Below are 22,366 nucleotides of genomic sequence, written 5' to 3'. Positions count from 1 at the left end.
CTGGCGGCCCCGGAATTGCAAAGAAACCTTCCGAAACCCATTTTTTGATGTCGTCCCCCTCGCGATTGCCTAGATGCGATCACCAAGGGCGGAGGCTGATGCTTCCCGCTTACCCCAATTTCGCAGCCCGGCGCAAAATGCGGGCGTAACGTTCCGATCGGAGAGACCTCATGTGCGGCATTATCGGCGTCACTGGAACCGGCCCAGTCGTCCCTCGTCTGATCGACAGTCTGAAGCGGCTGGAATACCGTGGCTATGACTCAGCGGGCATCGCCGTGCAGAACGCAAACGGCGTCGAGCGACGTCGCGCCAAGGGCAAGATTCGCGAACTGGAGGTCGTTCTGGCCGCCGATCCGATCGCCGGGACGGTCGGCATCGGCCATACCCGCTGGGCTACCCACGGCGCGCCGACCACGACCAACGCCCACCCGCACAAGGCCGGACGCGTCTGCCTGGTTCATAACGGCATCATCGAAAACTTCGCCGAGCTGAAAGCCGAGATGGAGGCCGAGGGCCGCGTCTTCGAAAGCCAGACCGACACCGAGGTCGTCGCCCACCTGCTGGATCACAAGCTGGCGGCGGGCCTCTCCCCGCTAGACGCCTTCAAGGCGACGCTGGATCGCCTCACCGGCGCCTATGCCCTCGCCGTGCTGATCGAGGGCGAGGACGAGCTGATCCTGGGCGCGCGACGCGGCAGCCCCCTGGTCGTCGGCTGGGGCGAGGGCGAGATGTATCTGGGCTCGGACGCCCTGGCTGTCGGCCCCTTCACCCAGAAGATCTCCTACCTCGAGGAAGGCGATTTCGTCGCCGTGACCCGCACCGGCGCGCGCATGTTCGACGTCTCGGGCCGTCCGGCCGACCGCGCCGTGGTCCAGGTCTCCGCCTCCTCGGCCCTGGTCGAGAAGGGCGAGTACCGCCACTTCATGGAGAAGGAGATCCACGAGCAGCCCGACAGCGTCCAGCACACCCTGTCGGAATACCTCGACCTGGTCTCCGGCAAGGCCAAGGTCCAGGCCGTCGACTTCGCCGCTGTCGAGCGCATCCAGATCGTCGCCTGCGGCACCGCCTTCTACGCCGGTCAGATCGGCAAATACGCCTTCGAGCGCTATGCGGGCCTCCCCTGCGACATCGAGATCGCCTCGGAGTTCCGCTATCGCCATCCGGCCGTGACCAAGGGCACCCTGGCCGTCGCCGTCAGCCAGTCGGGCGAGACCGCCGACACCTTGGCCAGCCTGACGTGGTGCAAGGCCCAGGGGCTGAAGACAGCCGCTGTGGTCAACGTCCACACCTCCTCGATGGCGCGCGAGGCTGAAATCCTGTGGCCGACCCATGCGGGCCCCGAAATCGGCGTCGCCTCGACCAAGGCCTTCACCGCCCAGGTCGCCGCCCTGTTGTCGCTGGCCGTCGCGGCGGGCGTGGCGCGCGGCAAGATCGACGCCGCCCAGGAGGCCGAGTTGATCAAGGCCCTGTTCGAGGCCCCGCGCCTGATCTCCGAGGCCCTGCAGATGGACGCGGGCATCCACGCCCTGACCGTCGACCTGGCCAAGGCCCGCGACGTCCTGTTCCTGGGGCGCGGTCCGATGTTCCCGCTCGCCATGGAAGGCGCGCTGAAGCTGAAGGAGATCAGCTACATCCACGCCGAGGGCTATGCGGCCGGCGAGCTGAAGCACGGCCCCATCGCCCTGATCGACGAGGCGACCCCGACCGTGGCCCTGGCCCCGCTGGACGACCTGTTCGAGAAGACCGCCTCCAACCTTCAGGAAGTCGCCGCGCGAGGCGGCCCGGTCATCATGATCGCCCCGGAAAAGGCGCCCGACCCGCACGGCGCCGGCATCCGCCGCGTCCATGCGCCGGACTGCCCAGCCCTGATCGCGCCGCTGGTCTACGCCGTGCCGATGCAGTTGCTGGCCTATTACACCGCCGTCCAGAAGGGCACGGACGTCGATCAGCCCCGCAACCTGGCCAAGTCGGTGACGGTCGAATAGGGCGAACGCGATCAGCCAGGGGCGTTTGGAAGCTTCACGAATTACGCCTATGACAGGCGCCCCAAGGCTGATCAGGACGATCCATGACGACCTCCCCCGCCCGCCTGCGTAAGGCGGTCCTGCCCGTGGCCGGTCTCGGCACGCGCGTTCTGCCCGGCACCAAGACCACGCCGAAAGAGCTGCTGAACGTCGTTGACCGACCGATCCTCTCCTACATCGTGGAAGAGGCGCGCGAGGCGGGGATCGAGCACATCGTCTTCGTCACCGGCCGCGCCAAACAGGCGATCGAGGACTATTTCGACCACCAGATCGAGCTTGAGGCCCAGCTCCTGGCCAAGGGCAAGACCGAGATACTCGAGATCATGAACGCCGAGCTGGCCCAGGCCGGCGAGATGAGCTTCACGCGCCAGATGCAGCCCAAGGGGCTGGGCCACGCCGTCTGGTGCGCCCGCGACATCATCGGCGACGAGCCCTTCGCCGTCATCTTGCCGGACGTCATCGTGGATTCTCAGCCGGGCGCCCTGAAGCAGCTGGCCGAGGTCTACGCCGAGGTCGGCGGCAACGTCATCGGCGTCGAGGCCGTGCCCGAAGCCGACACCCACAAATACGGCATCATCGACCCCGCCTCCCACGACGGCCGCCGCTACGGCATGAAGGGCATGGTCGAAAAGCCCAAGCAGGGCACGGCGCCCTCGAACATGTCGATCTCGGGCCGCTACATCCTTCAGCCGGAAATCTTCGACCTGCTGGAGACGCAGGAGCGCGGCGCCGGCGGCGAGATCCAGCTGACTGACGCCATGGACCGGCTGATGAAGACGCAGGTCTTCACCGCCTATGAGTATGAGGGCGTGACCCACGACTGCGGCGACAAGATCGGCCTGCTGCGCGCCAACGTCGCCCTGGCCCTGAAACGCCCGGACCTCGGCGACGCCGCCCGCAAGGCGATCGAAAGCCTGCTTTAATTCCCTTCTCCCCTTGTGGGAGAAGGTGGGCGCCGAAGGCGCTCGGGTGAGGGGTGTGAGCGCGACCTTTAGACGACGAGGCGGGACAGTAGCGGCAGGTTTGCAAACGCGCCGTCGCCACCCCTCATCCGTCAGGCTTCGCCTGCCACCTTCTCCCACAAGGGGAGAAGGACGAACGGCGCCTGCACGTCAGGCTTTGAAAACCTCTTTTATTTCAACCTTCGGCCTTCTGCGCACCCTGTTCAGCCCGCCTTACCGCCCCATCACCGCATCATCGCCGTTTAAGCCCGATCAACCTCTCCGCATTCAGACGATTCAGACGAATTGGACTCTGTTTTTTTGCCCTGCGTCGCTTTCGCCGCAGCCAAGCGCCACGCTTTCGTCCCCTCGCGCGTTCGGCTAGGCAGGTTAGAGTGCTGAAAACGAGGTTCGACTGATGCGCGTGATGATTCTGGGCGGCGACGGCTTCTGCGGCTGGCCCACGGCCCTGCACCTCTCGGCGCGCGGCTGGGACGTACTGGTCGTCGACAACCTCAGCCGCCGCAACATCGACAATGAGCTGGAGATCCGCTCCCTGACCCCGATCCGCACCATGGGCGAGCGTATCGCCGCATGGAAGGAGGTCTCGGGCCGCACCATCGACTTCGTCAATCTGACCGTCGGCAAGGAATTCGACCGCTTGGTCGCCCTGATCAAGGACTGGGCGCCCGACAGCGTCGTCCACTTCGCCGAGCAGCGCGCCGCCCCCTATTCGATGAAGTCGGCGCGGCACAAGCTCTACACCGTCGACAACAATCTGAACGCCACCAACCACCTGCTGGCCGCCATCGTCGAGAGCGGGCGGGACGTGCACCTGGCCCATCTGGGGACCATGGGGGTCTATGGCTACACCACCGCGGGTCTGCGCATCCCCGAGGGCTATCTGAAGGTCACGGTCGACACAGATCACGGCCCGACCGAGCAGGAGATCCTGTTCCCGCCGAACCCCGGCAGCATCTATCACATGACCAAAACGCAGGACGCGCTGCTGTTCCAGTTCTACGCCAAGAACGACGGCCTGCGGATCACCGACCTGCACCAGGGCATCGTCTGGGGCGCCCAGACCGAAGAGACGAAGCAGGACGAGCGCCTGATCAACCGCTTCGACTACGACGGCGACTACGGCACGGTGCTGAACCGCTTCCTGATGCAGGCGGCGGTCGGCTATCCGCTGACCGTGCACGGCTCGGGCGGCCAGACGCGGGCCTTCATCCACATCCAGGACACGGTGCGCTGCGTCGAACTGGCGCTGAAGAACCCGCCCAAGCGCGGCGATCGGGTCAAGATCCTCAACCAGATGACCGAGAGCCGCCGTGTTCGCGACCTGGCGCAGATGGTGGCGGAGATGACGGGCGCCGAGGTCCACAACGTCGCCAATCCGCGTCAGGAGGCCGACGAGAACGAGCTGGTCGTCGCCAACGACCAGTTCCGCGAACTGGGGCTGAAGCCGATCACCCTGGCCGAGGGGCTGATGGCCGATGTGACCGAGATCGCCCGCCGCTACGCCGACCGCGCCGACCGGACCAAGATCCCTTGCGTCACCGCCTGGAACTCGGGCCGCGCCGAAGCCCTGCGCGACGAGGCGGAAACGACCGCCGCCCCGTCCCCCGTCCGCGTCCTGTCCGCCTGAAAGACCGAAGCCCGATGACCGAACCCGCCGCCGCCCCGTCCCTGCTGGTGTTCGGCGGCGGCTATCTGGGGCAGGCGGCGGCGCGCGAAGCCCTGCGGCGCGGCGGCCGCGCCTTCGCCACCTCGCGCGACCCCGAAACCCGCCAGGCGCTGGCGGGGCAGGGGATCACGCCGGTCGATCCCTCCGACGCCAAGGGTTTGAGCGAGGCTCTGGCCGCCGCCCAAGCCGTCCTCATCACCACCCCGCCGGACGCCCACGGCTGCCCCGCCCTGCGCGCCCTGACGCCGCTGGCGGGCGACGCCTGGCCCGACTGGATCGGCTATGTCTCCTCCACCGCCGTCTATGGCGACCGGGCGGGCGGCTGGGCGTTCGAAGGCGACCCGCTGAACGCCGCCACGCTGGAGGGCGCGCGTCGCGCCAGGGTCGAGCGCGACTGGCTGGACGGGGCGCAGGGCATGGGGCTGACGCTGCAGGTCTTCCGCCTGCCCGCCTTCTACGGCCCCGGCCGCAGCGTGATCGACCGCCTGCGCGCCGGAACCGCCCGACTGGTGAAAAAGCCCGGTCAGGTGTTCAACCGCATCCATGTAGACGACGTCGTTTCGGGCCTGTTCGCCTCGATGGCCCGGCCCCGGCCCGGCGGCGTCTACAATCTGACCGACGACGAGCCGACGCCTGCCGATGTCGTCACCGCCTGGGCCGCCGAGCGCCTGAAGCTGCCGCGCCCGCCCGAAGTCGACTGGACCGATCCCGAGGTCAGCGACGCCATGCGCCGCTTCTATCTGGACTCCAAGCGCGTCTCCAACGCCCGCGCCAAGGCCGAACTGGGCTGGCGCCCCGCATACCCCTCCTATCGCGAGGGGCTGGAGGCGATACTGGCGCCTGAACGCTGACGTCAGCCCGGCTTGCGCGCGATCAGGTCGATCAGGGCCGATACGCCGGAATGTCCGGGGCCTTCGCTGAGTTCTGCGTCATAGGCGTCGATCCGCTCGATATCGAAGTCGGCGAAGGCCTCGTACAGCAGGGCTTCGGTATAGAGGTTCTCCTCCACGCCCGGCCCGCCGGTGCCATAAGCCAGTTGTTCAGGCCGATAGCCTTCCAGCAGCAGCAGGCCGCCGGGTTTCAGCGCCGCCTTCATGCGAGCGAACATGCGCGCACGCGGCGCCGGTCCGACAAACTGGATGAAGACGCCCGCAACCACGTCCATCGTCCCTTCGGGCCAGGCCCAGTCGTCTAGCCCGCCGATCTGGGCGTCCAGCGTAACGCCGCGTTTCCTCGCCAGCGCCTGCGCCTTCTCGACTGCGCGCGGCGAGATGTCGAAGGTCAGAACGTCCAGCCCCTGCTGGGCCAGCCAAACGCCGTTCCGGCCCTCGCCGTCCGCCACGGAAAGGGCCTTCAGCCCCGGCTGCAGCCTATCCGTCTGCCGCGCCAGAAAGGCGTTGGGCGCCTCGCCGAAACGATAGACGTCATCCGCATAGCGCGCGTCCCAAAAGGCGCGCGTATCGGGCGTGGCGGTCATCGGCGGTCTCCCTTGAAGCTCAAGGGGATATGGCAACGCCAGCCCCATCCGCAACCGGCGGATGCTGGCTGCAGACGCGATCCTCGGGTCAAGCCCGAGGATGACGGCGTGGAAGAAACACCGCGCGCCAACAATCGACGTTAGCGCCCTTTTCGCTCAAGCCGCGAGGGTCCGCGACCCGAGCATAGCGAACTTAGAATGGCAGGATGTTGCGCTGGCGGCTGTAGCTCATGGTGCCGACGTTGGCGCCCAGGCGCACGCCGACGCCAGTGCGGATCGGGGCCAGGACGATGCCGTCCGCGCGCTGGTAGTTCACGCCCAGGCCGGCGACCAGATAGGCCGAGCCCTCGACGCCGGGATAGCGGCGATAAAGCATGTCGGGGTGGAACAGGCCGTAGACCAGGGTGAAGACCCGGCTGGCGTTGCCGCCCCAGTCCCAACCGATGGAAGCGCCCTGCCAGTACACCTCCTGCGAGGCCGACAGGTCCTTCATGTGCAGGGCGCCGCGGCCATAACGCAGGCCGGCGACGACCGCGCCCGCGCCTTCTTCGCCGGCGATATAGGCGGTCGGGCGGTCGCCCTGTTCGGCGAAGATGCGTTCGATGGCGCCGCCCACGGTCTCGGCGGCGATGCCCAACTCGCGAGAGCCGGCAGCAACCAGTTCGTCGAAGGTGTAGGCCTGGGCGTTGCTGTCCGAGGCGATCGGATAGTTGGGATCGGCGGGCGGGCGGCTGGCGCAGGCGCCGAGACCGGCGGGCAGGGCGCCGGCGGCGGCGAGACCGAGGCTGGTGCGGATCAGTTGGCGGCGGTGCATGGTCGAGGCTCCCGGCAAAGAACGGTGCGCCCGTCGTCGCGGGCTTGGCCTACCGTCCGTGCCTTTTACGGCAGCCTTGGGGCTTTAAGGTTAACCGAAGATTGCTTGGCCGTGGAAGTTCCGGCGGCCCAGGCTCTGGACCGCCGGATTTTCCTGCATTCAGGCGCGCAGGGTTCCCCCCGCCTTGGCGGCGGCGGCCTTGACTTTGGCTGTCAGGGCTTCGATCTCGGCCTCGGCAAGTGTGGCGGCGCGGGGCTGAACCTCAACCTCGATCGCCACCGACTTCTGCCCCTCGGGAACGCCCTGGCCGCGATAGACGTCGAAGACGCGGACGTCGGCGATCAGGGCCTTGTCGGCGCCCGCCACCGCGCGGGTCAGATCGCCCACCGCCTTGGCCTCGTCCATCAGGAAGGCGAAGTCGCGGGTCAGCGGCATCAGGTTCGGCAGGTCCGCCGCGCCGCGCGCCTTGCCGCCCTTGCCGCGAGGCTCGGGCACGGAATCGAGCACGATCTCGAAGGCCAGCATGGGGCCGTCGGCGTCCAGCGCCTTCAGCACGCGCGGGTGCAGGGCGCCGAACTCGACGATGACGTTCTTCGGTCCCAGCTGCAGCCGAGCCGAACGGCCGGGGTGCCACCAGTCGCGGTTCGAGCCTTGCGCCAGTTGCAGGGAGGCGACCGGGGCGCCGATCTCTTCCAGCAGCGCCAGCAGGTCGCCCTTCAGCGCGAACAGGGGGTCTTCCCCCGCCCCGCCCCAGTGGCGGTCGGCGTGCGGCGCGACGAGGCCGGCGATAACGGTGCGCTGGCCGGTCGGCTGATCGTCCAGATAGATGGGGCCGATCTCGAACAGGGCGACGTCGGCATGACCGCGCGCAGCGTTGCGCGCCGCCGCCTGGATCAGGTTCGGCAGGACCGAAGGCCGCATGCAGTCCAGATCGGCCGCGATGGGGTTCTCCAGCACCAGACGCTCATCGCCGCCGCCGAACAGGGCGGCGACCGACTGCTTGGTGAAGGACCAGGTGACGGCCTCGGCATAGCCCAGCGCCGCCAGCGCGCGCCGCGCCGTGCGCACGCGCGCCTGACGCGGGCTCAGCACCCCGCCGGGGGCCGGAGCGACGGGCGGCAGGGGCGCGTCGGGCAGGGCGGCGTAGCCCTCGATGCGGGCGACCTCCTCGACCAGATCGGCCGGGCCTTCGACATCGCGGCGCCACGACGGCGGCGTCACCGACCAGGGCGAGCCGCGCATGACGGTGAAGCCCAGGGCGAACAGGATCTCGAAGATCCGGTCCTCGCCCAGGTCCATGCCCGACAGACGCTTCACATAGGTCGGGTCGAACGCGAAGGCGGCAGGGGCGGCCGGGGCCTGGCCCGCCACCGTGATCGTAGACGGCTCGCCGCCGCACAGGTCGAGGATCAGCTGCGTCGCCAGTTCCAGCCCCGGAACGACCGAGGCCGTGTCGACGCCGCGCGCAAAACGATACTGAGCGTCCGAGTTGATCCCCAGCGCGCGGCCCGTCTGGGCGATGGCGATAGAGTCGAACCAGGCGCTCTCGACGAAGACGTCGACCGTTTCGTCCGAGCATCCCGTGGAGACGCCGCCCATGACGCCGCCCAGGCCGATGGCGCGCTGGCCCCCGGCGTCGGAGATGACGCAGTCGGCGGCGCCCGGCGCATAGGTCTTGCCGTCCAGGGCCTCAATCTGATCGGCGTCGCCGCGACCCGCGCGAACGACGATCCCGTCGCCCGAAAGGCTCGCCAGATCATAGACGTGCAGCGGCCGCGCGCGATCGTAGGAAATCAGGTTGGTGATGTCGACGAGACGGTTGATCGGACGCAGGCCGATCGCCGTCAGCCGCTGTTGCAGCCACTCCGGCGACGGGCCGTTCTTCACGCCCCGGATCACGCGACCGGCGAAGACCGGGCACAGCTCGGGCGCCTCAAGCGCCACCGAAACGGGCGAGTCGAACGCGCCGGCGACGGGAACGATCTCCGGCGTCGTCAGCTTGCCCAGGCCGGCGGCGGCCAGATCGCGGGCGATGCCCGCCACGCCCAGCCAGTCGGGACGGTTCGGCGTCACCTCGAAGTCGATGACCGGCTCGGCGCCGAAGACGCCGGCGGCGGGCTGGCCGACCTGCAGATCGTCCGACAGCTCCAGGATGCCGTCGCTCTCGTCGGGCAGTTCAAGCTCCGCGCCCGAGCACAGCATGCCGTTGGACACCACGCCGCGCACCGGCTTCTCGACCAAGGTCACGCCCAGACCGGGCACATAGGCGCCGATAGGAGCGTAGATGGTGGTCAGGCTCGCCCGCGCGTTCGGGGCGCCGCAGACGATCTCCTTCAGGCCGTCCACCGTCTCGACCTGGCAGACCTGCAGCCGGTCGGCGTTCGGATGACGCTCGGCCGAGATGATCTTGGCCACGGTGAAGGGCGCCAGGGCGGCGATGGGATCGTGGACCTCCTCGACCTCCAGCCCGGCCATGGTCATGGCCTCCGCGACCTGATCGACCTCGGCCTCAGTGTCGAGGTGGGCTTTCAGCCAGGAAAGCGTGAACTTCATTGGGTCGCACTGTCCTGAGGCTGCGCCAGGGCCTTGGCCATGTTGTCGAGGAAGGCGGACGAGCCGGTGAAGCCGACGCCCAGGAAGTTGCAGTTGATGAACTGGCAGTTCTTGAACGGGATCGGGCCGGTGACGCGCTGCGGGCCCTGCGGGCTCAGCATCAGGTTGCGCGGGTCGCCATGGGCGTCGCCCATGTTGCAGCCGTCAAAATTGCAGCCCTCCAGCGGCAGCAGGACGGCCGGACCCTCGATCAGGCAGTTCTCGAAGCGGCGGCCTTCAATGACCATGGTCCCGGCGCGCGCCGTCTCCATGAACAGCTGGGGCAGCCAGACCGTCTTGTTCGCATAGTCGGGGCCAGGGCCCAGCAGCTCCAGGACGATCGGTTCAGCGGCGGCGGTGTTGGTCGCGTCAGTCATGGGATCGCTCTTTTCAATATCAGCTGAGGCCCGACGCCGGGTTCGGCGCGGCGAAGGCGGAGAAGCCGTAGTGCGCCAGCCAGCGCATATCGGCCTCGAACATTGGGCGCAGGTCCGGCACGCCGTACTTCAGCATGGCCAAACGGTCGACGCCCATGCCGAAGGCGAAGCCCTGGTACTCGTCCGGGTCGATGCCTGCGTTGCGCAGCACATTGGGGTGCACCATCCCGCAGCCCAGAATCTCCAGCCAGTCCTCGCCCTCGTTCAGGGTCAACTTGCCGCCCGAGCGGTCGCAGCGGATGTCCATCTCGGCCGAGGGTTCGGTGAAGGGGAAGTGGTGCGGGCGGAAACGGGCGTGAACATCATCCAGCTCGAAGAAGCGGGCGATGAAGGTTTCCAGCGTCGTTTTCAGGTGCCCCATGTGGATGTCGCGATCGATCACCAGACCCTCGATCTGGTGGAACATCGGCGTGTGGGTGGCGTCGGAATCCTTACGGAAGGTGCGGCCGGGCGCGATGATGCGGATCGGCGGCTTCTGCGACATCATGGTGCGGACCTGCACCGGGCTGGTGTGGGTGCGCAGCACCTTGCGCTCGCCCGTTTCCGGGTCGGGCTTCAGGAAGAAGGTGTCGTGCATCTCCCGCGCCGGATGCTTGGGCGGGAAGTTCAGGGCGGTGAAGTTGTGGAAGTCGTCCTCGATGTCCGGCCCCTCGGCGACCGAGAAGCCCATGTCGGCGAAGACGGCGATCATCTCGTCCATGACCTGCATGGTCGGGTGCACCCCGCCCTTGCGGCGCGGGCGGCTGGGCAGGGTCAGATCGACGCGCTCGGCCAGCAGGCGGGCGTCCAGCTCGGCAGCCTCCAGCTCGGCCTTCTTGGCGGTCAGGGCCGACGACACCCGGTCGCGCAAGCCGTTGATGACGGGGCCGCGCTCGCGGCGCTCATCAGGGCTCAACGCCCCCATGCCTTTCAGCAGGCCCGAGATCGAGCCGGACTTGCCGAGGGCGGCGACGCGGATGTCCTCCAGACCCGCCACGCTCTCGGCCGAGCCGATGGCGTTGATGAGGTCCAGTTCCAGTTGAGCGAGATCGGTCATGGGCTTCGTCTAGCCGTTAGGATCGAAAGCAAAAAGCCCCCCGGCGCGAACCGGAGGGCTTTTGCTTCATCCCGGATGGGAGAAAGGCTTAGGCCAGGGCCGCGCGAACCTTGTCGGCGATGCCCTTGAAGCTGGCTTCGTCGGCGGCGATCGTCGACAGAACCTTGCGGTCCAGCTCGATGCCGGCCTTGGCCAGGCCGTGCATGAACTGCGAATAGGTGAAGCCTTCCAGGCGGGCGGCGGCGTTGATGCGCTGGATCCACAGGGCGCGGAACGAGCGCTTCTTGTTGCGACGGTCGCGGTAGGCGTACTGACCGGCGCGATCCACCGCAGCCTTGGCGGTGCGGATGGTGTTCTTGCGGCGGCCGTAGAAGCCCTTGGCCTGCTTCAGAACTTTCTTGTGCTTGGCGTGGGACGTAACGCCCCGAGTGACGCGAGCCATTTTGGTTTTCCCTTCGGGAAGCCTCTAACGTTCGCCGCGCGGCGGCTCACTGCATGAGAGGCTTTAGTTCAAATTCGATTATGCGGAGAGGATCAGAGTTGCAGCGCGCCGATCAGGCGTACGGCATGTAGGACTTGATCTTCTTGGCGTCGGCGTCGGCCATGACCGAAGTGCCGCGGTTCTGGCGGATGTACTTCGAGTTGTGGCTGATCAGGCGGTGGCGCTTGCCGGCCACGCCAGCCTTGACCTTGCCCGTCGCGGTGAATTTGAAGCGCTTCTTGGCGCCCGACTTCGTCTTCAGCTTCGGCATTTTCACTCTCTTTATTGAGGGGTCTACCGCCCTTCGGGCTACTTGAGCCCCAAGGTCAGACGACCGATTTAAGACCGCCCAGGCATGCCTGTTCGCCCGGCGGTCCGGTACGCGAAGGCGCGGCTTCTACGCCAAACGGGGACCGGAGGCAAGAAGAGTCCGCGTGAGCGAACTCAGACCTGAGCCGCCCGGCGGCGCGCAGCGCGCCCGGCGTTGATCGCCATCATCGCCGCCGGAACCGTCAGCACCGCTCCGACCAGGAAGGGCCAGTCCGGCCCAACGGCCGAATAGAGGACGCCCGCAACCATGGGGCCGACGATGCGCGCCATCGATCCGGCCGCCATGTTCAACCCCAGCATAGCCCCCTGCCGATCCGGCGGCGACGAGCGACTGATCAGGGCCGAGATGTTGGGCATGGCCAGGGACATGCCGCAGGCGCCGATCCCCATGACGATGGGAATGATCCACCCGGCCGACACCGGAATGACGAACAGCCCCAGGTCGATCTGCGTCGCGGGGAACCAGGCCGGGGGAGCCGCCACCTGCAGAATGAGCGACGTCCCGAACAACAGCATCCCCGCCGCCAGCACCCGCGCCTCGCCGAACCGCCGCGCCAGCCGACCGGCCAGCAACCCCTGGTTCACCGCCGAGACCAGGCCCACGATCATGAAGCTGAGCCCCACCTCGCGCGCGGTCCAGGCGTAGCGGTTCTCGGCCCACAGGCCGAAAGCGGCCTCCATCGCCGAAAAGCCCGCCAGATAGATCAGGCTGACCACCAGGACGCGCGACACCACCTCATCCGTGCGGGCGAACCGAATGCCCGCCAGGAAGGCCGGACGCGGCGCCGCCGGATCGGCCTTGGCCCGGCTCTCGCGCAGGAAGAACATCACCCCCAGCGCCGCCAGCACCGCCGCGCCCGAAGCGGCGAAGATCGGCAACTGATAGCCGACATGGCCCATCTGCGGCTGGGCCAGCAGACCGCCCATGCCCGGTCCGACGATGAAGCCCAGGCCGAAGGCGGCGCCGATCAACCCCATGCGCCCGGCCCGGCGCTCGGGCGGGGTGACGTCGGCGATATAGCCCTGAACGGTCGAGATATTGCCCGCGCCCAGCCCCGTGAACATCCGCACCAGGATCGCCGCCCAGATGTTGGGCGCGAAGGCCAGTAACAGATAGCCCACGGCGTTGGCGGCCAGGGTGATCAGCAGAACCGGCTTGCGCCCGATCCTGTCCGACAGCCGCCCCCAGAAGGGCTCGGCGAAGAACTGCCCCAGGGAATAGGCCGAGAACATCAGGGTGATCTGCCACGGCTCAGCCTGAAGGCTCTGCGCGAAGAAAGGCAGCAGCGGCACCACCAAGCCGAACCCGACCAGGTTGATGAAGACCACGGCGAACAGCACCGCCAGGGTCGGAGCCTGGGCCTGAGGAGAGACAGAAGCGGACATGACCACGCCTTAGCGCGGCGCCTGCCGATCGAAAAGCGCAGCGATGCTGACCCCCGCCTCAATTAGCCGGATTGTGCGCCGCCAGGAAACGTACGGTCTCACTCAGCATTTTCTGACGCGTTTCCGGAGCCGACAACCAATGGTCCTCATCGTCAAGCGGCACCAGTTCGACCGGCTTCCCAGCCCTTCGCAAGGCATTATAGAGCCGAACAGACTGATCATAAGGCACCACAGTATCGTCGCGACCGTGAATCAGCAGCATCGGCGCATCCGCCCGATCGGCCAACAGAGCAGGTGACAGGCCGTCCAGAGCCGGGTCGCCAAGCCGCTGCGCCCCCATAAATCGCATCCAGTAACGCACCACGGGACTTGAACGCCCGCTGGCTCCGCCGCCCGACCACTTGATCATTTCATTTAGGTCAGACACCCCCGCCACAGACACCGCACAACGATAAACGCCCTGGTCGATCGTTGGCCCAGCCATAGCCGCGTAGCCGCCATAGCTTGCACCTACAATGCATACGCGCTTGGGGTCGATGATCCCCTCCGAAGCCAACCATCGAACGCCATCCGACAGATCGGTCTGCATCTTGCGCCCCCACTGCCCGTATCCAGCGGTCAGATGCGCCTCGCCCAACCCGTCCGACCCACGGAAATTGGGTTGCAAAACGGCATAGCCCTGGGCCGCCAGCGCCTGAGACCACCAGTCGAACCCGAAGTGGTCGCGCGCCGCAGGTCCGCCATGAGGCAAAAGCACCAACGGCAAGCCGCGCGGCTCATGAACCCCCGGCGGCAACGTGAGATATCCGGGGATCACCATGCCATCCGCCGCAGGATATGAGATCGAGCGAATATGACCCACCTGCTCAGCAGTGATGCCCGGATAGGATTCACCAATGATTTCAGCAACGCCTCGATCAAGATCGACCAGATTATAGGTGCCAGGATCGCCGTTGCCGTCAGTCTGCACGATGAGCGACCTCATACTCGAGGTCCAGCTCTGAATCGAAGGGTGACGCCCCTTGAACGCTCCACTAACAGCTCGCCAAACCGCAGCTGCGGCGGGATCCGCAATCTCATAAACTGGCCCCTCGTCACCATCCTTGACCGTGCCGATAAGCAACTTGGTGACTGGATGATAGACTAGACTGCCTGGCTGATCCTCAAAACTCAGATCCGTCCATTCGCCAGTTTCAAGAGAGAGCTCGCGATATTTGGGCTCATCGTCGCCTTCCAGCTTGGCCTGAACAATGACCGAGCCAGCAGTGCGTCCGAAGCCGATCAGCGAAGGCTGATCCAGCAAGGCGGTCGTCGTCCAGACACGTGGCCAAGCCCCGCCACGCTTTACGTCAACGCTCCAAGAGCCGGTTTCCGCATAGTATGTGGAACGCGCAATCGGCTCCCCCGCGCTATCCAGAAGATAGTTCCCGACGTTTCGGCCACGCGCCATCCGCGTCGCCCGATTGTTCGTTGGATCAATTCGATAGAGGTCAGCCGTCCCATCACGGGCATCAAAGCCTTGCGAATAAATAGCAGGACCAGAGGGCGTATCACGGACAATAACCCCGCCGATCATGATCCGCGCCAGCTCAGGATTACGCGCAAAAACAGTCTGAACCGAGCGCGTCGCCAGAGTATAGATCAAACCTTGAGCATACTCTCCCTTCTCCACCATGAAGGGCAAGGTGGCGGCGGTAGAGGTCGAAATCAGAACATAGTCATTCCCAACCCACGACAAGCTGCGGACCTTGTTCTCGATCTCTCGCAGCCCCCCGACCACCTGAAGATTCGACAGATCGACGATCACCATCGCCTGCGAAGCCCCAACATTCACCAGATGGGCCATCTTCGTGCCATCCGGCGAGAGGCGTGGATTGGAAAAGGCAGGAAGCCGTCCATACAACTCTAACGCCGGAGACTCGACAACCGGGAGAGGCGAGGGACTGACGGCAGCAACCGGAACGCCCTGAGCCAGGGCGGGAGCCCCTCCAATCGCCAACACGCCGGCAAAGCCCCACATGATCGATCTGAAGAAAATCACAGCCCGTCCGCCCCTGAATTGAAAAACCAAGAGCGCACACTGTTATTCAAATGCAAGACGCCCGCAACCGTGTGGCGCGGGCGTCGTCATTTAGTCAGAAACGAGTAAATCCTCAGCGAGGCGCCAGGATCATGATCATCTGGCGGCCTTCCATCTTGGGCGCGAACTCGACCTTGGCCTCTTCCTCGAAATCGGCCTGGACCTTGTTCATCAGCTTCATGCCCAGTTCGGGATGGGCCATTTCACGGCCGCGGAAGCGGATGGTCACCTTGACCTTGTCACCGTCGTCGAAGAAGCGGTGCATGGCCTTGGCCTTCACGTCGTAGTCGTGCGTGTCGATGTTCGGCCGAAGCTTGATTTCCTTCAGCTCGACGACCTTCTGACGCTTACGCGCCTCAGCCTTCTTCTTCTGTTCCTGGAAACGATGCTTGCCGTAGTCCAGAATCTTGCACACCGGCGTTTCCGCATTGGCGACGATCTGAACCAGGTCCAGGCCCGCCTCTTCGGCGGCCTCCAGCGCAGCCGACAGCGGCATGACGCCCTGTTTTTCCCCGTTCTGGTCAATGAGCAGAACGCGGGCGGCGCGGATATCCTGGTTGATGGGCGGCCCGTCCTTTACGGGCGGCGCTTGCATGGGACGGCGAATGGGCGTCGTTTCCTTATGTGATCAGAAGATAGGCGAAACTGGTTGCAGGGATTCAGCGCGCAAGGCTGCGGCTGTGTTCCAAGCGGCCGGAATATGGCGACGCAAGGCCGATGTTTCAAGGGATTTCGGCCTTTCAGGCCTTTACGACGGCTTCGGCGACATAGGCGTCGTGCAGGTCCAGCACCGCCTCGAACACATGATCGACGCTCAGATCCTCGATCGGGGCGAACTGGCCGCGCGTCTCATTGGACGCCGCCGTGCGCGTCTTCGGCCCCCACGGGCCATAGAGCCACCACTCCGTCGGACCGAACAGGCCCAGCGTGGGCCGCCCCAACGCCGCCGAGACGTGCATCAGACCGGAGTCGTTGCCGACGAACAGGGTCGCCCGGTCGATGGCGGCGGCCGAGCACAGAATGTCGCCCTTGCCCACGCAGTCGATGGCGCGCGGTCCCCCCGCCTCCAGCGCCGGGGTCGCGGGCGGCCGATCGCCAGGCCCGCCGACGGGCATGAAACGCCAGCCGTCGAAGCGCGGCTCAGCCTTCAGCTTCTCGACCAGCGCGCCCCAGCGGTCGGCGGGCCATGACTTGCCCGGCTGGTGCGCGATGGGGGCGAGCGCGATGATCGACCCTTCGCCCGGCCCGGCGGCCAGTTGCGGGTCGATGATGGCGGCCGCCTCGACGCGGGCCTGATCGTCGAGGAAGATTTCCGGGTCCAGCGACGTCGGCGAGCCCATCAGGCGCGAGACCATCTCAACCTTGCGCAGACCGGTCTCCCAGCGGCGGTTGTAGACGACGCGTCGTTTGGCCGGGATCAGATAGGCCAGGGCCGAGCCGCGAATGTCCACGACCATGTCCCACTGCGTCCCGCGCACCTGCTTCCACAGATCGACCCAGTGTCCGGCGGCCTTCTTCTTGTCGAGGATGATGACGCGCTCGACGTTCGGCGCCGAACGGAAGAAGGGAGCGGGCGGACGACCGCAGGCGACGGTGATCTGAACGCCCGGCAGCTGACGCGCGATCTCGCGGATCACGCCCGAGGAGATGACGCAGTCGCCGATCCGGTTGGAGCTGACGAACAGGGCTTTGGGAGCAGACAAGCGGGCGCCTCGCGGCCTCTGTGAACACGGTCCGTCTCTGCTAAAGCCATTCCCCGAGGAATGACAGTCCGAGGAGTTTCCCATGTCCGACGTCCAGACCCTGATCCGCCCCGACGGCGAGACGCTGGCCTATAAGGCGGTCAAGGGCGACGGCCCGACGGTCGTCTGGATCGGCGGCTTCCGCTCGGACATGGAGGGGACCAAGGCCCTGGCGCTGGACGCCGCCGCCCGCGAGCGCGGCTGGAGCTATGTCCGCTACGACCACTTCGCCCACGGCGTGTCGAGCGGCGACTGGAAGCAGGCGACTATCGGCCGCTGGCGCGAGGACGCCATCGCCCTGATCGACAGTCTGGAAGGCCCGGTGATCCCGGTCGGCTCGTCGATGGGCGGCTGGGTGGCGCTGTTGGCGACGCTGGCGCGACCGGAACGGATCAAGGGGGTGGTGCTGGTCAATCCTGCGCAGGACTTCACCGAAAAACTGATGTGGCCGGGTCTGGCCGACCACGAGCGTCAGGCCATCCTGCGCGAAGGCGAGACGGTCATCACCGAGGAGGGCCTCGGCGCCTACATCCTGACCCGGCGAATGTTCGAGGAGGCGCGCGACTGGCTGCTGCTGGACGGCCGGATCGAGATCACGGCGCCGATCCATGTGCTGCAAGGCCGCGCCGACGACGTGGTGCCGTGGCGCCATCAGGTCGAACTGGCCGAGCGCCTGACCGGCGGGGACCTGCGCCTCGACCTGGTCGAAGGCGGCGACCACCGGCTGTCCAGCCCGGCTGAGCTGGAGCGGCTGGTCGCAGCGGTGGCGGCGATGCGGGGCTGATTTCCTCCCCATGCAATGGGGAGGTGGATCGACGGCGCAGCCGACGAGACGGAGGGGCCGCTTGGTTCCAACGTCGCAAACCCCTCCACCACTTCGTGGTCCCCCTCCCCACATCGTGGGGAGGAAAGGCTTCAACCGATCACAGGATGAACCGGCTCAAATCCACGTTCTTGGCCAGGTCGCCAACCTTCTCGCGCACCTTGTCCCCGTCGAAGGTCAGGGTCTGGCCGGACAGGTCCGAGGCCTTGAAGCTGGTCTCTTCCAGCACCCGCTCCATCACCGTCTGAAGACGGCGCGCGCCGATGTTCTCGACGGTGGAGTTGGCGGCCACGGCGGCGTCGGCCATGGCCTCGACCGCGTCGTCGGTAAAGACCAGCTCGACCCCTTCGGTCGCCAGCAGGGCCTGGTTCTGACGGATCAGATTGGCCTCGGGCTCGGTCAGGATGCGCTTGAAGTCGTCGCGGGTCAGGGCCTTCAGCTCGACCCGGATCGGCAGGCGGCCCTGCAGTTCCGGCAACAGGTCCGACGGCTTGGCGACGTGGAAGGCGCCCGAGGCGATGAACAGCACATGGTCGGTCTTCACCGGCCCGTACTTGGTCGAGACGGTCGTCCCCTCGATCAAGGGCAGCAGGTCGCGCTGCACGCCTTCACGCGACACGTCGGCGCCGCCGCCGCGATCCTGACGCGCGGCCACCTTGTCGATCTCGTCCAGGAAGACGATGCCCTCGTTCTCGGCCAGCAGCAGGGCTTCCTTGGTCAGGCTTTCCTGATCCAGCAGCTTGTCGCTTTCCTCGGTGACGAGGGGCGCCAGGGCGTCGCGCACGGTCAGCTTGACCGTCTTGGTGCGGCCGCCGCCCATCTTGCCCAGCATCTCCGATAGGTTCAGCAAGCCGACGTTGCCGCCGCCGCCCGGCATATCCAGCCCCTGCAGCGGCGACGCCGTATCGGCCAGGGCGATCTCGATCTCCTTGTCGTCCAGTTCGCCGGCGCGCAGCTTCTTGCGGAAGGCCTCGCGCGTGGCGGGCTGCGAACCGGGGCCCACCAGGGCGTCCAGAATGCGTTCCTCGGCCTGGCCCTCAGCGCGAGCCTTCACGCCCGAGCGGCGCTTGTCGCGCACCATGACCAGGGCGCTCTCGACCAGATCGCGCATGATCTGATCAACGTCGCGGCCGACATAGCCGACCTCGGTGAACTTGGTCGCCTCGACCTTGAGGAAGGGCGAGCCCGCCAGACGCGCCAGACGCCGGGCGATCTCCGTCTTGCCCACGCCCGTCGGGCCGATCATCAGGATGTTCTTGGGCGTGACCTCGTCGCGCAGATCGTCGGGCACGCGCTTGCGGCGCCAGCGGTTGCGCAGGGCCACGGCCACGGCGCGCTTGGCGTCGTCCTGACCGACGATGAAGCGGTCCAGCTCGGAGACGATTTCGCGGGGAGAAAGATCAGTCATGGTTCAGACGGTCCAGAAATACGCGTATCAGGCGCTCAAGCAGCAAGCCGCCGCGCGGCGAGCGATAGCGCCCTACAGACTTTCAATGGTCAGGTTGCCGTTGGTGTAGACGCAGATGTCGGCGGCGATCTTCATGGCCTTGCGGGCGATCTGTTCGGCGTCCAGTTCGGTGTGCTCGTCGATCAGGGCGCGGGCGGCGGCCAAGGCGTAGTTGCCGCCCGAGCCGACGGCGGCCACGCCGTATTCCGGCTCCAGCACGTCGCCGACGCCGGTGACGGTCAGAATGGTGTCCTTGTCGGCGACCAGCAGCATGGCCTCCAGACGACGCAGGTAGCGGTCGGTGCGCCAGTCCTTGGCCAGTTCGACGCAGGCGCGCGCCAACTGGTCCGGATACTGCTCCAGCTTGGCCTCCAGCCGCTCGATCAGGGTCAGGGCGTCGGCCGTGGCCCCGGCGAAGCCCGCCAGCACCTTGCCGTTCGCCAGAGTCCGCACCTTGCGCGCGGCGCCCTTCACGATGGTCGGCCCCATCGAGACCTGGCCGTCGCCGGCGATGACGGTGCGGCCGTTCTTGCGCACCGCCAAAATGGTGGTGCCGTGCCAGTCGGGGAAGTTGGAGGCGGTCGTGTTCATGGCCGCTGACATGGCGAAGCCCATCGCCGGTCGCAAGATTAGGCTTTGTCGCAACCGGCGCCCCGCCGCGAAAAGCTTAACCATAAGCAATTCTTAATCGCGCCATGAAAAGTGGACAGCCCTCGGTCGATCCGCCGCCTTGCCCGCTCGCGAGGAGGGGGGCGCGTCTTGTATTTTTGAGTTCCCTTGCCCCTGCACCGCGCCATCTATGTCAGCGACGCCGTCGGCGGCGCGGCGACCAGCCTTCTGATCCTGGCGGAGATCCTCGGCGAGTCCGAGCGCAACAATCGCCGCGACGGTCTGACCAGCGCCCTGATGCGTCATGACGGGCGCTTTCTTCAGATCATCGAGGGCCGCCGGGCCGACATCGACCGCCTGATGGACCGGCTGCGACTCGATCCGCGTCACGAGAACCTGCGCCTGTTGTCCGACACGCCCGTCTCCGGCCGCCAGTTCGGCGACTGGCCCATGATCCTGGCCGAGCTGACGCCCGCAGCGGCCCAGCTGCTGAACGGCGAAGCCCTGGACCAGCTCAGCCCCGCCCGCGCCGAGGCCCTGCTGACGCTCGCCGTCAGCGCCGCCCCCGTTCCGGCCTGACGCATCGGTCCGACTGCGCTAGACAGTCGGCGTGACCCAATCTTCCGCTCCTCTCGCCCCCGTGCGTTTCTCCGACGAAGAGGTCGAGCGCTACGCCCGCCAACTGGTGCTGTCCGAGATCGGCGGCCCCGGCCAGCAGGCGCTGAAACGCGCCCGCGTGCTGATCGTCGGCATGGGCGGGGTGGGCAACCCGGCGGCCCTCTATCTGGCCGCCGCCGGGGTCGGGACGCTGGGCCTGATCGACGACGACACGGTCGCCCTGTCGAACCTGCAGCGTCAGATCGCCTTCACCACCGACGACCCCGAGCGCTCCAAGGTCGAGGCGGGCGCAGAACGGCTGAACGCCCTGAATCCGCACGTCACAGTCCAGACCTTCAACCAGCGCGTCACGCCGGACAGCGCGGCGGCCCTGATGCAGGACTTCGATCTGGCGCTGGACGGCACCGACGACTTCGAGACGCGACTGGCCGTCAACGCCGCCTGCGTGGCGGCGGGCAAGCCGCTGGTGTCCGGCGCCCTGGGCCGCTGGTCGGGACAGGTGTCGGTGTTTGAGGGGCGGCCCTGCTACCAGTGCCTGGTGCCCGAGATTCCGCCCGACGCCGAGACCTGCGCCCGCGTCGGCGTGGTCGGCGCCCTGGCCGGCGTCATCGGCGCCATGGCGGCGCTGGAGGCGATCAAGCTGATCACCGGCGCGGGCGAGCCGCTGACCGGCCGCCTGATGCTCTACGACGGTCTGGCCGGAACCAGCCGGGTGGCGAAGATCGCCGCCGACCCCGCCTGTCCCGTCTGCGGCTCAGATCACGCCTAGAGCATCGCCGGGATGACGCGGTCAGGCGGGCGGTGGCCGTTCTGCCAGGTCATGATGTTGGCGATCACCCGGTCGCCCATGTCCTGACGCGCCTCAATCGTGGCCGAGCCGAGGTGTGGCAGCAGCACCACGTTCGGGCGGCCGATCAGGCCGGGGTGGACCTTCGGCTCGTTCTCGAACACGTCCAACCCCACGCCGAACAGGGCGCGGCGGTCCAACGCCTCGACCAGAGCCGCCTCGTCGATCAGCTCGCCGCGCGCGGTGTTGACCACGATGGCGTGCGGCTGAAGCCGGGCCAGGCGTTCGGCCGACAGCAGGTGGTGCGTCTCCTTCGTCGCCGGGCAGTTCAGCGAGATGACGTCCATCCGCGCCAGCATCTGGTCCAGATCATCCCACCAGGTGGCGCCCAGCTCCTCGGCGATCATGTCCGGGACGGGTTTGCGGTTGTGATAGTGGACCTGCATGCCGAAGGCCTTGGCGCGGCGGGCCAGAGCCTGGCCGATGCGGCCCATGCCGACGATGCCCAGACGCTTGCCCCACAGCTTGCGCCCGCACATCCAGGTCGGGCTCCAGCCCTCGAACTGACCTGCGGCGACGACAGCGGCGCCCTCGACGACGCGGCGGCTGACAGCCAGGATCAGGCTCATGCCCAGATCGGCGGTGTCCTCGGTCAGGACGCCCGGCGTATTGGTGACGATGATCCCGCGCCCGACGGCGGCGTCGATGTCGATGTGGTCCACGCCCGCGCCAAAGTTGGCGATCATCTTCAACTGTTCGCCCGCGCCCGCGATCAGCTCGGCGTCCAGATGATCGGTGATGGTCGGCGCCAACACGTCGGCCCTTTGCAGGGCGGCGGCCAGGTCATCGCGCGACATCGGCCGATCGGTGAGGTTCAGCTCGGCGTCGAAAAGTTCGCGCATCCGCGTTTCGACGGCGTCAGGCAGGCGTCTGGTTAATACGACCTTAAGCTTGCGAGCGGACATAGGGGACCTGGGTTTTCCACGGGCGGCGCCCGTTCGGAACGGGTCGATATTCGGTGTCTAGCAAAGCTGCGGTCAGGTTCAAAAGGG

General features: G+C 66.9%; 21 protein-coding genes. 7 read left to right on the top strand and 14 right to left on the bottom strand.

Annotation, left to right across the window (positions count from 1 at the left end; genetic code table 11):
- Positions 1-170 precede the first annotated feature (170 nt).
- From glmS to AC3IPP_RS17315, 4 genes are all read left to right on the top strand, one after another.
- Complete coding sequence (glmS, locus tag AC3IPP_RS17330) at positions 171-1,985, top strand: glutamine--fructose-6-phosphate transaminase (isomerizing) (protein WP_489149843.1); 1,815 nt, start codon at positions 171-173, stop codon at positions 1,983-1,985.
- Between the two features lie 83 nt (positions 1,986-2,068).
- The gene (galU, locus tag AC3IPP_RS17325) at positions 2,069-2,947 is read left to right on the top strand and encodes a UTP--glucose-1-phosphate uridylyltransferase GalU (protein WP_128114813.1); all 879 of its coding nucleotides are present in this window, start codon (positions 2,069-2,071) and stop codon (positions 2,945-2,947) included.
- Positions 2,948-3,383: 436 nt separating this feature from the next.
- On the top strand, positions 3,384-4,616 hold the full coding sequence (locus tag AC3IPP_RS17320; RefSeq protein WP_489149842.1) for an NAD-dependent epimerase/dehydratase family protein: 1,233 nt from the start codon (positions 3,384-3,386) through the stop codon (positions 4,614-4,616).
- A gap of 14 nt (positions 4,617-4,630) precedes the next feature.
- Positions 4,631-5,506 carry a Rossmann-fold NAD(P)-binding domain-containing protein gene (locus AC3IPP_RS17315; RefSeq protein ID WP_489149841.1) on the top strand — a complete coding sequence of 292 codons (876 nt, stop codon included), beginning with the start codon at positions 4,631-4,633 and terminating at the stop codon, positions 5,504-5,506.
- A gap of 2 nt (positions 5,507-5,508) precedes the next feature.
- Here the strand turns inward: AC3IPP_RS17315 and AC3IPP_RS17310 are convergent, their stop codons facing one another.
- From AC3IPP_RS17310 to AC3IPP_RS17260, 11 genes are all read right to left on the bottom strand, one after another.
- Positions 5,509-6,132, bottom strand: coding sequence for an SAM-dependent methyltransferase (locus tag AC3IPP_RS17310; protein ID WP_128114810.1), 624 nt, complete (start codon positions 6,130-6,132; stop codon positions 5,509-5,511).
- Between the two features lie 193 nt (positions 6,133-6,325).
- Positions 6,326-6,946, bottom strand: a complete 621-nt coding sequence (locus AC3IPP_RS17305) for a DUF1134 domain-containing protein (protein ID WP_087141799.1) — start codon at positions 6,944-6,946, stop codon at positions 6,326-6,328.
- Positions 6,947-7,105: 159 nt separating this feature from the next.
- Positions 7,106-9,499: a phenylalanine--tRNA ligase subunit beta gene (gene pheT, locus AC3IPP_RS17300; RefSeq protein ID WP_489149840.1), complete on the bottom strand. Its 2,394-nt coding sequence runs from the start codon at positions 9,497-9,499 to the stop codon at positions 7,106-7,108.
- The gene (locus tag AC3IPP_RS17295; protein ID WP_489149839.1) at positions 9,496-9,915 is read right to left on the bottom strand and encodes a hypothetical protein; all 420 of its coding nucleotides are present in this window, start codon (positions 9,913-9,915) and stop codon (positions 9,496-9,498) included. The genes pheT and AC3IPP_RS17295 overlap by 4 nt, the downstream gene beginning before the upstream one ends.
- A gap of 19 nt (positions 9,916-9,934) precedes the next feature.
- A complete protein-coding gene (gene pheS, locus AC3IPP_RS17290; RefSeq protein ID WP_489149838.1) occupies positions 9,935-11,011 on the bottom strand; it encodes a phenylalanine--tRNA ligase subunit alpha in 1,077 nt (358 codons plus the stop codon).
- 88 nt (positions 11,012-11,099) lie between these two features.
- Positions 11,100-11,453, bottom strand: coding sequence for a 50S ribosomal protein L20 (rplT, locus tag AC3IPP_RS17285; RefSeq protein WP_087141803.1), 354 nt, complete (start codon positions 11,451-11,453; stop codon positions 11,100-11,102).
- A 112-nt stretch (positions 11,454-11,565) separates the two neighbouring features.
- A complete protein-coding gene (gene rpmI / locus AC3IPP_RS17280; RefSeq protein WP_003166435.1) occupies positions 11,566-11,763 on the bottom strand; it encodes a 50S ribosomal protein L35 in 198 nt (65 codons plus the stop codon).
- 173 nt (positions 11,764-11,936) lie between these two features.
- The gene (locus tag AC3IPP_RS17275) at positions 11,937-13,208 is read right to left on the bottom strand and encodes an MFS transporter (RefSeq protein ID WP_489149837.1); all 1,272 of its coding nucleotides are present in this window, start codon (positions 13,206-13,208) and stop codon (positions 11,937-11,939) included.
- Positions 13,209-13,266: 58 nt separating this feature from the next.
- Positions 13,267-15,054, bottom strand: coding sequence for an alpha/beta hydrolase family protein (locus AC3IPP_RS17270; RefSeq protein WP_489149836.1), 1,788 nt, complete (start codon positions 15,052-15,054; stop codon positions 13,267-13,269).
- Between the two features lie 307 nt (positions 15,055-15,361).
- The gene (gene infC, locus AC3IPP_RS17265; protein WP_003166438.1) at positions 15,362-15,883 is read right to left on the bottom strand and encodes a translation initiation factor IF-3; all 522 of its coding nucleotides are present in this window, start codon (positions 15,881-15,883) and stop codon (positions 15,362-15,364) included.
- A 145-nt stretch (positions 15,884-16,028) separates the two neighbouring features.
- Entirely contained in the window at positions 16,029-16,991 is a 963-nt protein-coding gene (locus AC3IPP_RS17260; protein ID WP_489149835.1) for a glycosyltransferase family 9 protein, read from the bottom strand.
- Between the two features lie 82 nt (positions 16,992-17,073).
- Here AC3IPP_RS17260 and AC3IPP_RS17255 point away from each other — a divergent pair, with 82 nt between their 5' ends.
- Entirely contained in the window at positions 17,074-17,814 is a 741-nt protein-coding gene (locus AC3IPP_RS17255; protein WP_489149834.1) for an alpha/beta fold hydrolase, read from the top strand.
- Between the two features lie 139 nt (positions 17,815-17,953).
- Here the strand turns inward: AC3IPP_RS17255 and hslU are convergent, their stop codons facing one another.
- Positions 17,954-19,261, bottom strand: a complete 1,308-nt coding sequence (hslU, locus tag AC3IPP_RS17250; protein ID WP_269296552.1) for an ATP-dependent protease ATPase subunit HslU — start codon at positions 19,259-19,261, stop codon at positions 17,954-17,956.
- A 72-nt stretch (positions 19,262-19,333) separates the two neighbouring features.
- The gene (gene hslV / locus AC3IPP_RS17245) at positions 19,334-19,975 is read right to left on the bottom strand and encodes an ATP-dependent protease subunit HslV (RefSeq protein ID WP_489149833.1); all 642 of its coding nucleotides are present in this window, start codon (positions 19,973-19,975) and stop codon (positions 19,334-19,336) included.
- A 102-nt stretch (positions 19,976-20,077) separates the two neighbouring features.
- Here hslV and AC3IPP_RS17240 point away from each other — a divergent pair, with 102 nt between their 5' ends.
- Together AC3IPP_RS17240 and AC3IPP_RS17235 are read left to right on the top strand one after the other, a co-directional pair.
- Complete coding sequence (locus AC3IPP_RS17240; RefSeq protein ID WP_489149832.1) at positions 20,078-20,488, top strand: BLUF domain-containing protein; 411 nt, start codon at positions 20,078-20,080, stop codon at positions 20,486-20,488.
- 61 nt (positions 20,489-20,549) lie between these two features.
- Positions 20,550-21,296: a HesA/MoeB/ThiF family protein gene (locus tag AC3IPP_RS17235; RefSeq protein ID WP_087141809.1), complete on the top strand. Its 747-nt coding sequence runs from the start codon at positions 20,550-20,552 to the stop codon at positions 21,294-21,296.
- Here the strand turns inward: AC3IPP_RS17235 and AC3IPP_RS17230 are convergent.
- Positions 21,293-22,279 carry a 2-hydroxyacid dehydrogenase gene (locus tag AC3IPP_RS17230; RefSeq protein ID WP_489149831.1) on the bottom strand — a complete coding sequence of 329 codons (987 nt, stop codon included), beginning with the start codon at positions 22,277-22,279 and terminating at the stop codon, positions 21,293-21,295. The two genes, AC3IPP_RS17235 and AC3IPP_RS17230, sit on opposite strands and share 4 nt — an antisense overlap.
- Positions 22,280-22,366 lie beyond the last annotated feature (87 nt).

This window comes from Brevundimonas sp. KH_060 (assembly GCF_057838275.1).
This window is presented reverse-complemented; position numbering and strand designations above follow the sequence as displayed.

Excerpts from the sequence above, each read along its gene's own strand:
- pheS (WP_489149838.1), bottom strand. The coding sequence starts at position 11,011 with ATGACCGATCTCGCTCAACTGGAACTGGACCTCATCAACGCCATCGGC.
- AC3IPP_RS17275 (WP_489149837.1), bottom strand. The coding sequence starts at position 13,208 with ATGTCCGCTTCTGTCTCTCCTCAGGCCCAGGCTCCGACCCTGGCGGTG.
- AC3IPP_RS17295 (WP_489149839.1), bottom strand. The coding sequence starts at position 9,915 with ATGACTGACGCGACCAACACCGCCGCCGCTGAACCGATCGTCCTGGAG.
- AC3IPP_RS17315 (WP_489149841.1), top strand. The coding sequence starts at position 4,631 with ATGACCGAACCCGCCGCCGCCCCGTCCCTGCTGGTGTTCGGCGGCGGC.
- rpmI (WP_003166435.1), bottom strand. The coding sequence starts at position 11,763 with ATGCCGAAGCTGAAGACGAAGTCGGGCGCCAAGAAGCGCTTCAAATTC.
- hslV (WP_489149833.1), bottom strand. The coding sequence starts at position 19,975 with ATGGTTAAGCTTTTCGCGGCGGGGCGCCGGTTGCGACAAAGCCTAATC.
- pheT (WP_489149840.1), bottom strand. The coding sequence starts at position 9,499 with ATGAAGTTCACGCTTTCCTGGCTGAAAGCCCACCTCGACACTGAGGCC.
- hslU (WP_269296552.1), bottom strand. The coding sequence starts at position 19,261 with ATGACTGATCTTTCTCCCCGCGAAATCGTCTCCGAGCTGGACCGCTTC.
- glmS (WP_489149843.1), top strand. The coding sequence starts at position 171 with ATGTGCGGCATTATCGGCGTCACTGGAACCGGCCCAGTCGTCCCTCGT.
- AC3IPP_RS17305 (WP_087141799.1), bottom strand. The coding sequence starts at position 6,946 with ATGCACCGCCGCCAACTGATCCGCACCAGCCTCGGTCTCGCCGCCGCC.
- AC3IPP_RS17310 (WP_128114810.1), bottom strand. The coding sequence starts at position 6,132 with ATGACCGCCACGCCCGATACGCGCGCCTTTTGGGACGCGCGCTATGCG.
- AC3IPP_RS17270 (WP_489149836.1), bottom strand. The coding sequence starts at position 15,054 with ATGGCCCATCTGGTGAATGTTGGGGCTTCGCAGGCGATGGTGATCGTC.
- infC (WP_003166438.1), bottom strand. The coding sequence starts at position 15,883 with ATGCAAGCGCCGCCCGTAAAGGACGGGCCGCCCATCAACCAGGATATC.
- AC3IPP_RS17320 (WP_489149842.1), top strand. The coding sequence starts at position 3,384 with ATGCGCGTGATGATTCTGGGCGGCGACGGCTTCTGCGGCTGGCCCACG.
- AC3IPP_RS17255 (WP_489149834.1), top strand. The coding sequence starts at position 17,074 with ATGTCCGACGTCCAGACCCTGATCCGCCCCGACGGCGAGACGCTGGCC.
- AC3IPP_RS17230 (WP_489149831.1), bottom strand. The coding sequence starts at position 22,279 with ATGTCCGCTCGCAAGCTTAAGGTCGTATTAACCAGACGCCTGCCTGAC.
- galU (WP_128114813.1), top strand. The coding sequence starts at position 2,069 with ATGACGACCTCCCCCGCCCGCCTGCGTAAGGCGGTCCTGCCCGTGGCC.
- rplT (WP_087141803.1), bottom strand. The coding sequence starts at position 11,453 with ATGGCTCGCGTCACTCGGGGCGTTACGTCCCACGCCAAGCACAAGAAA.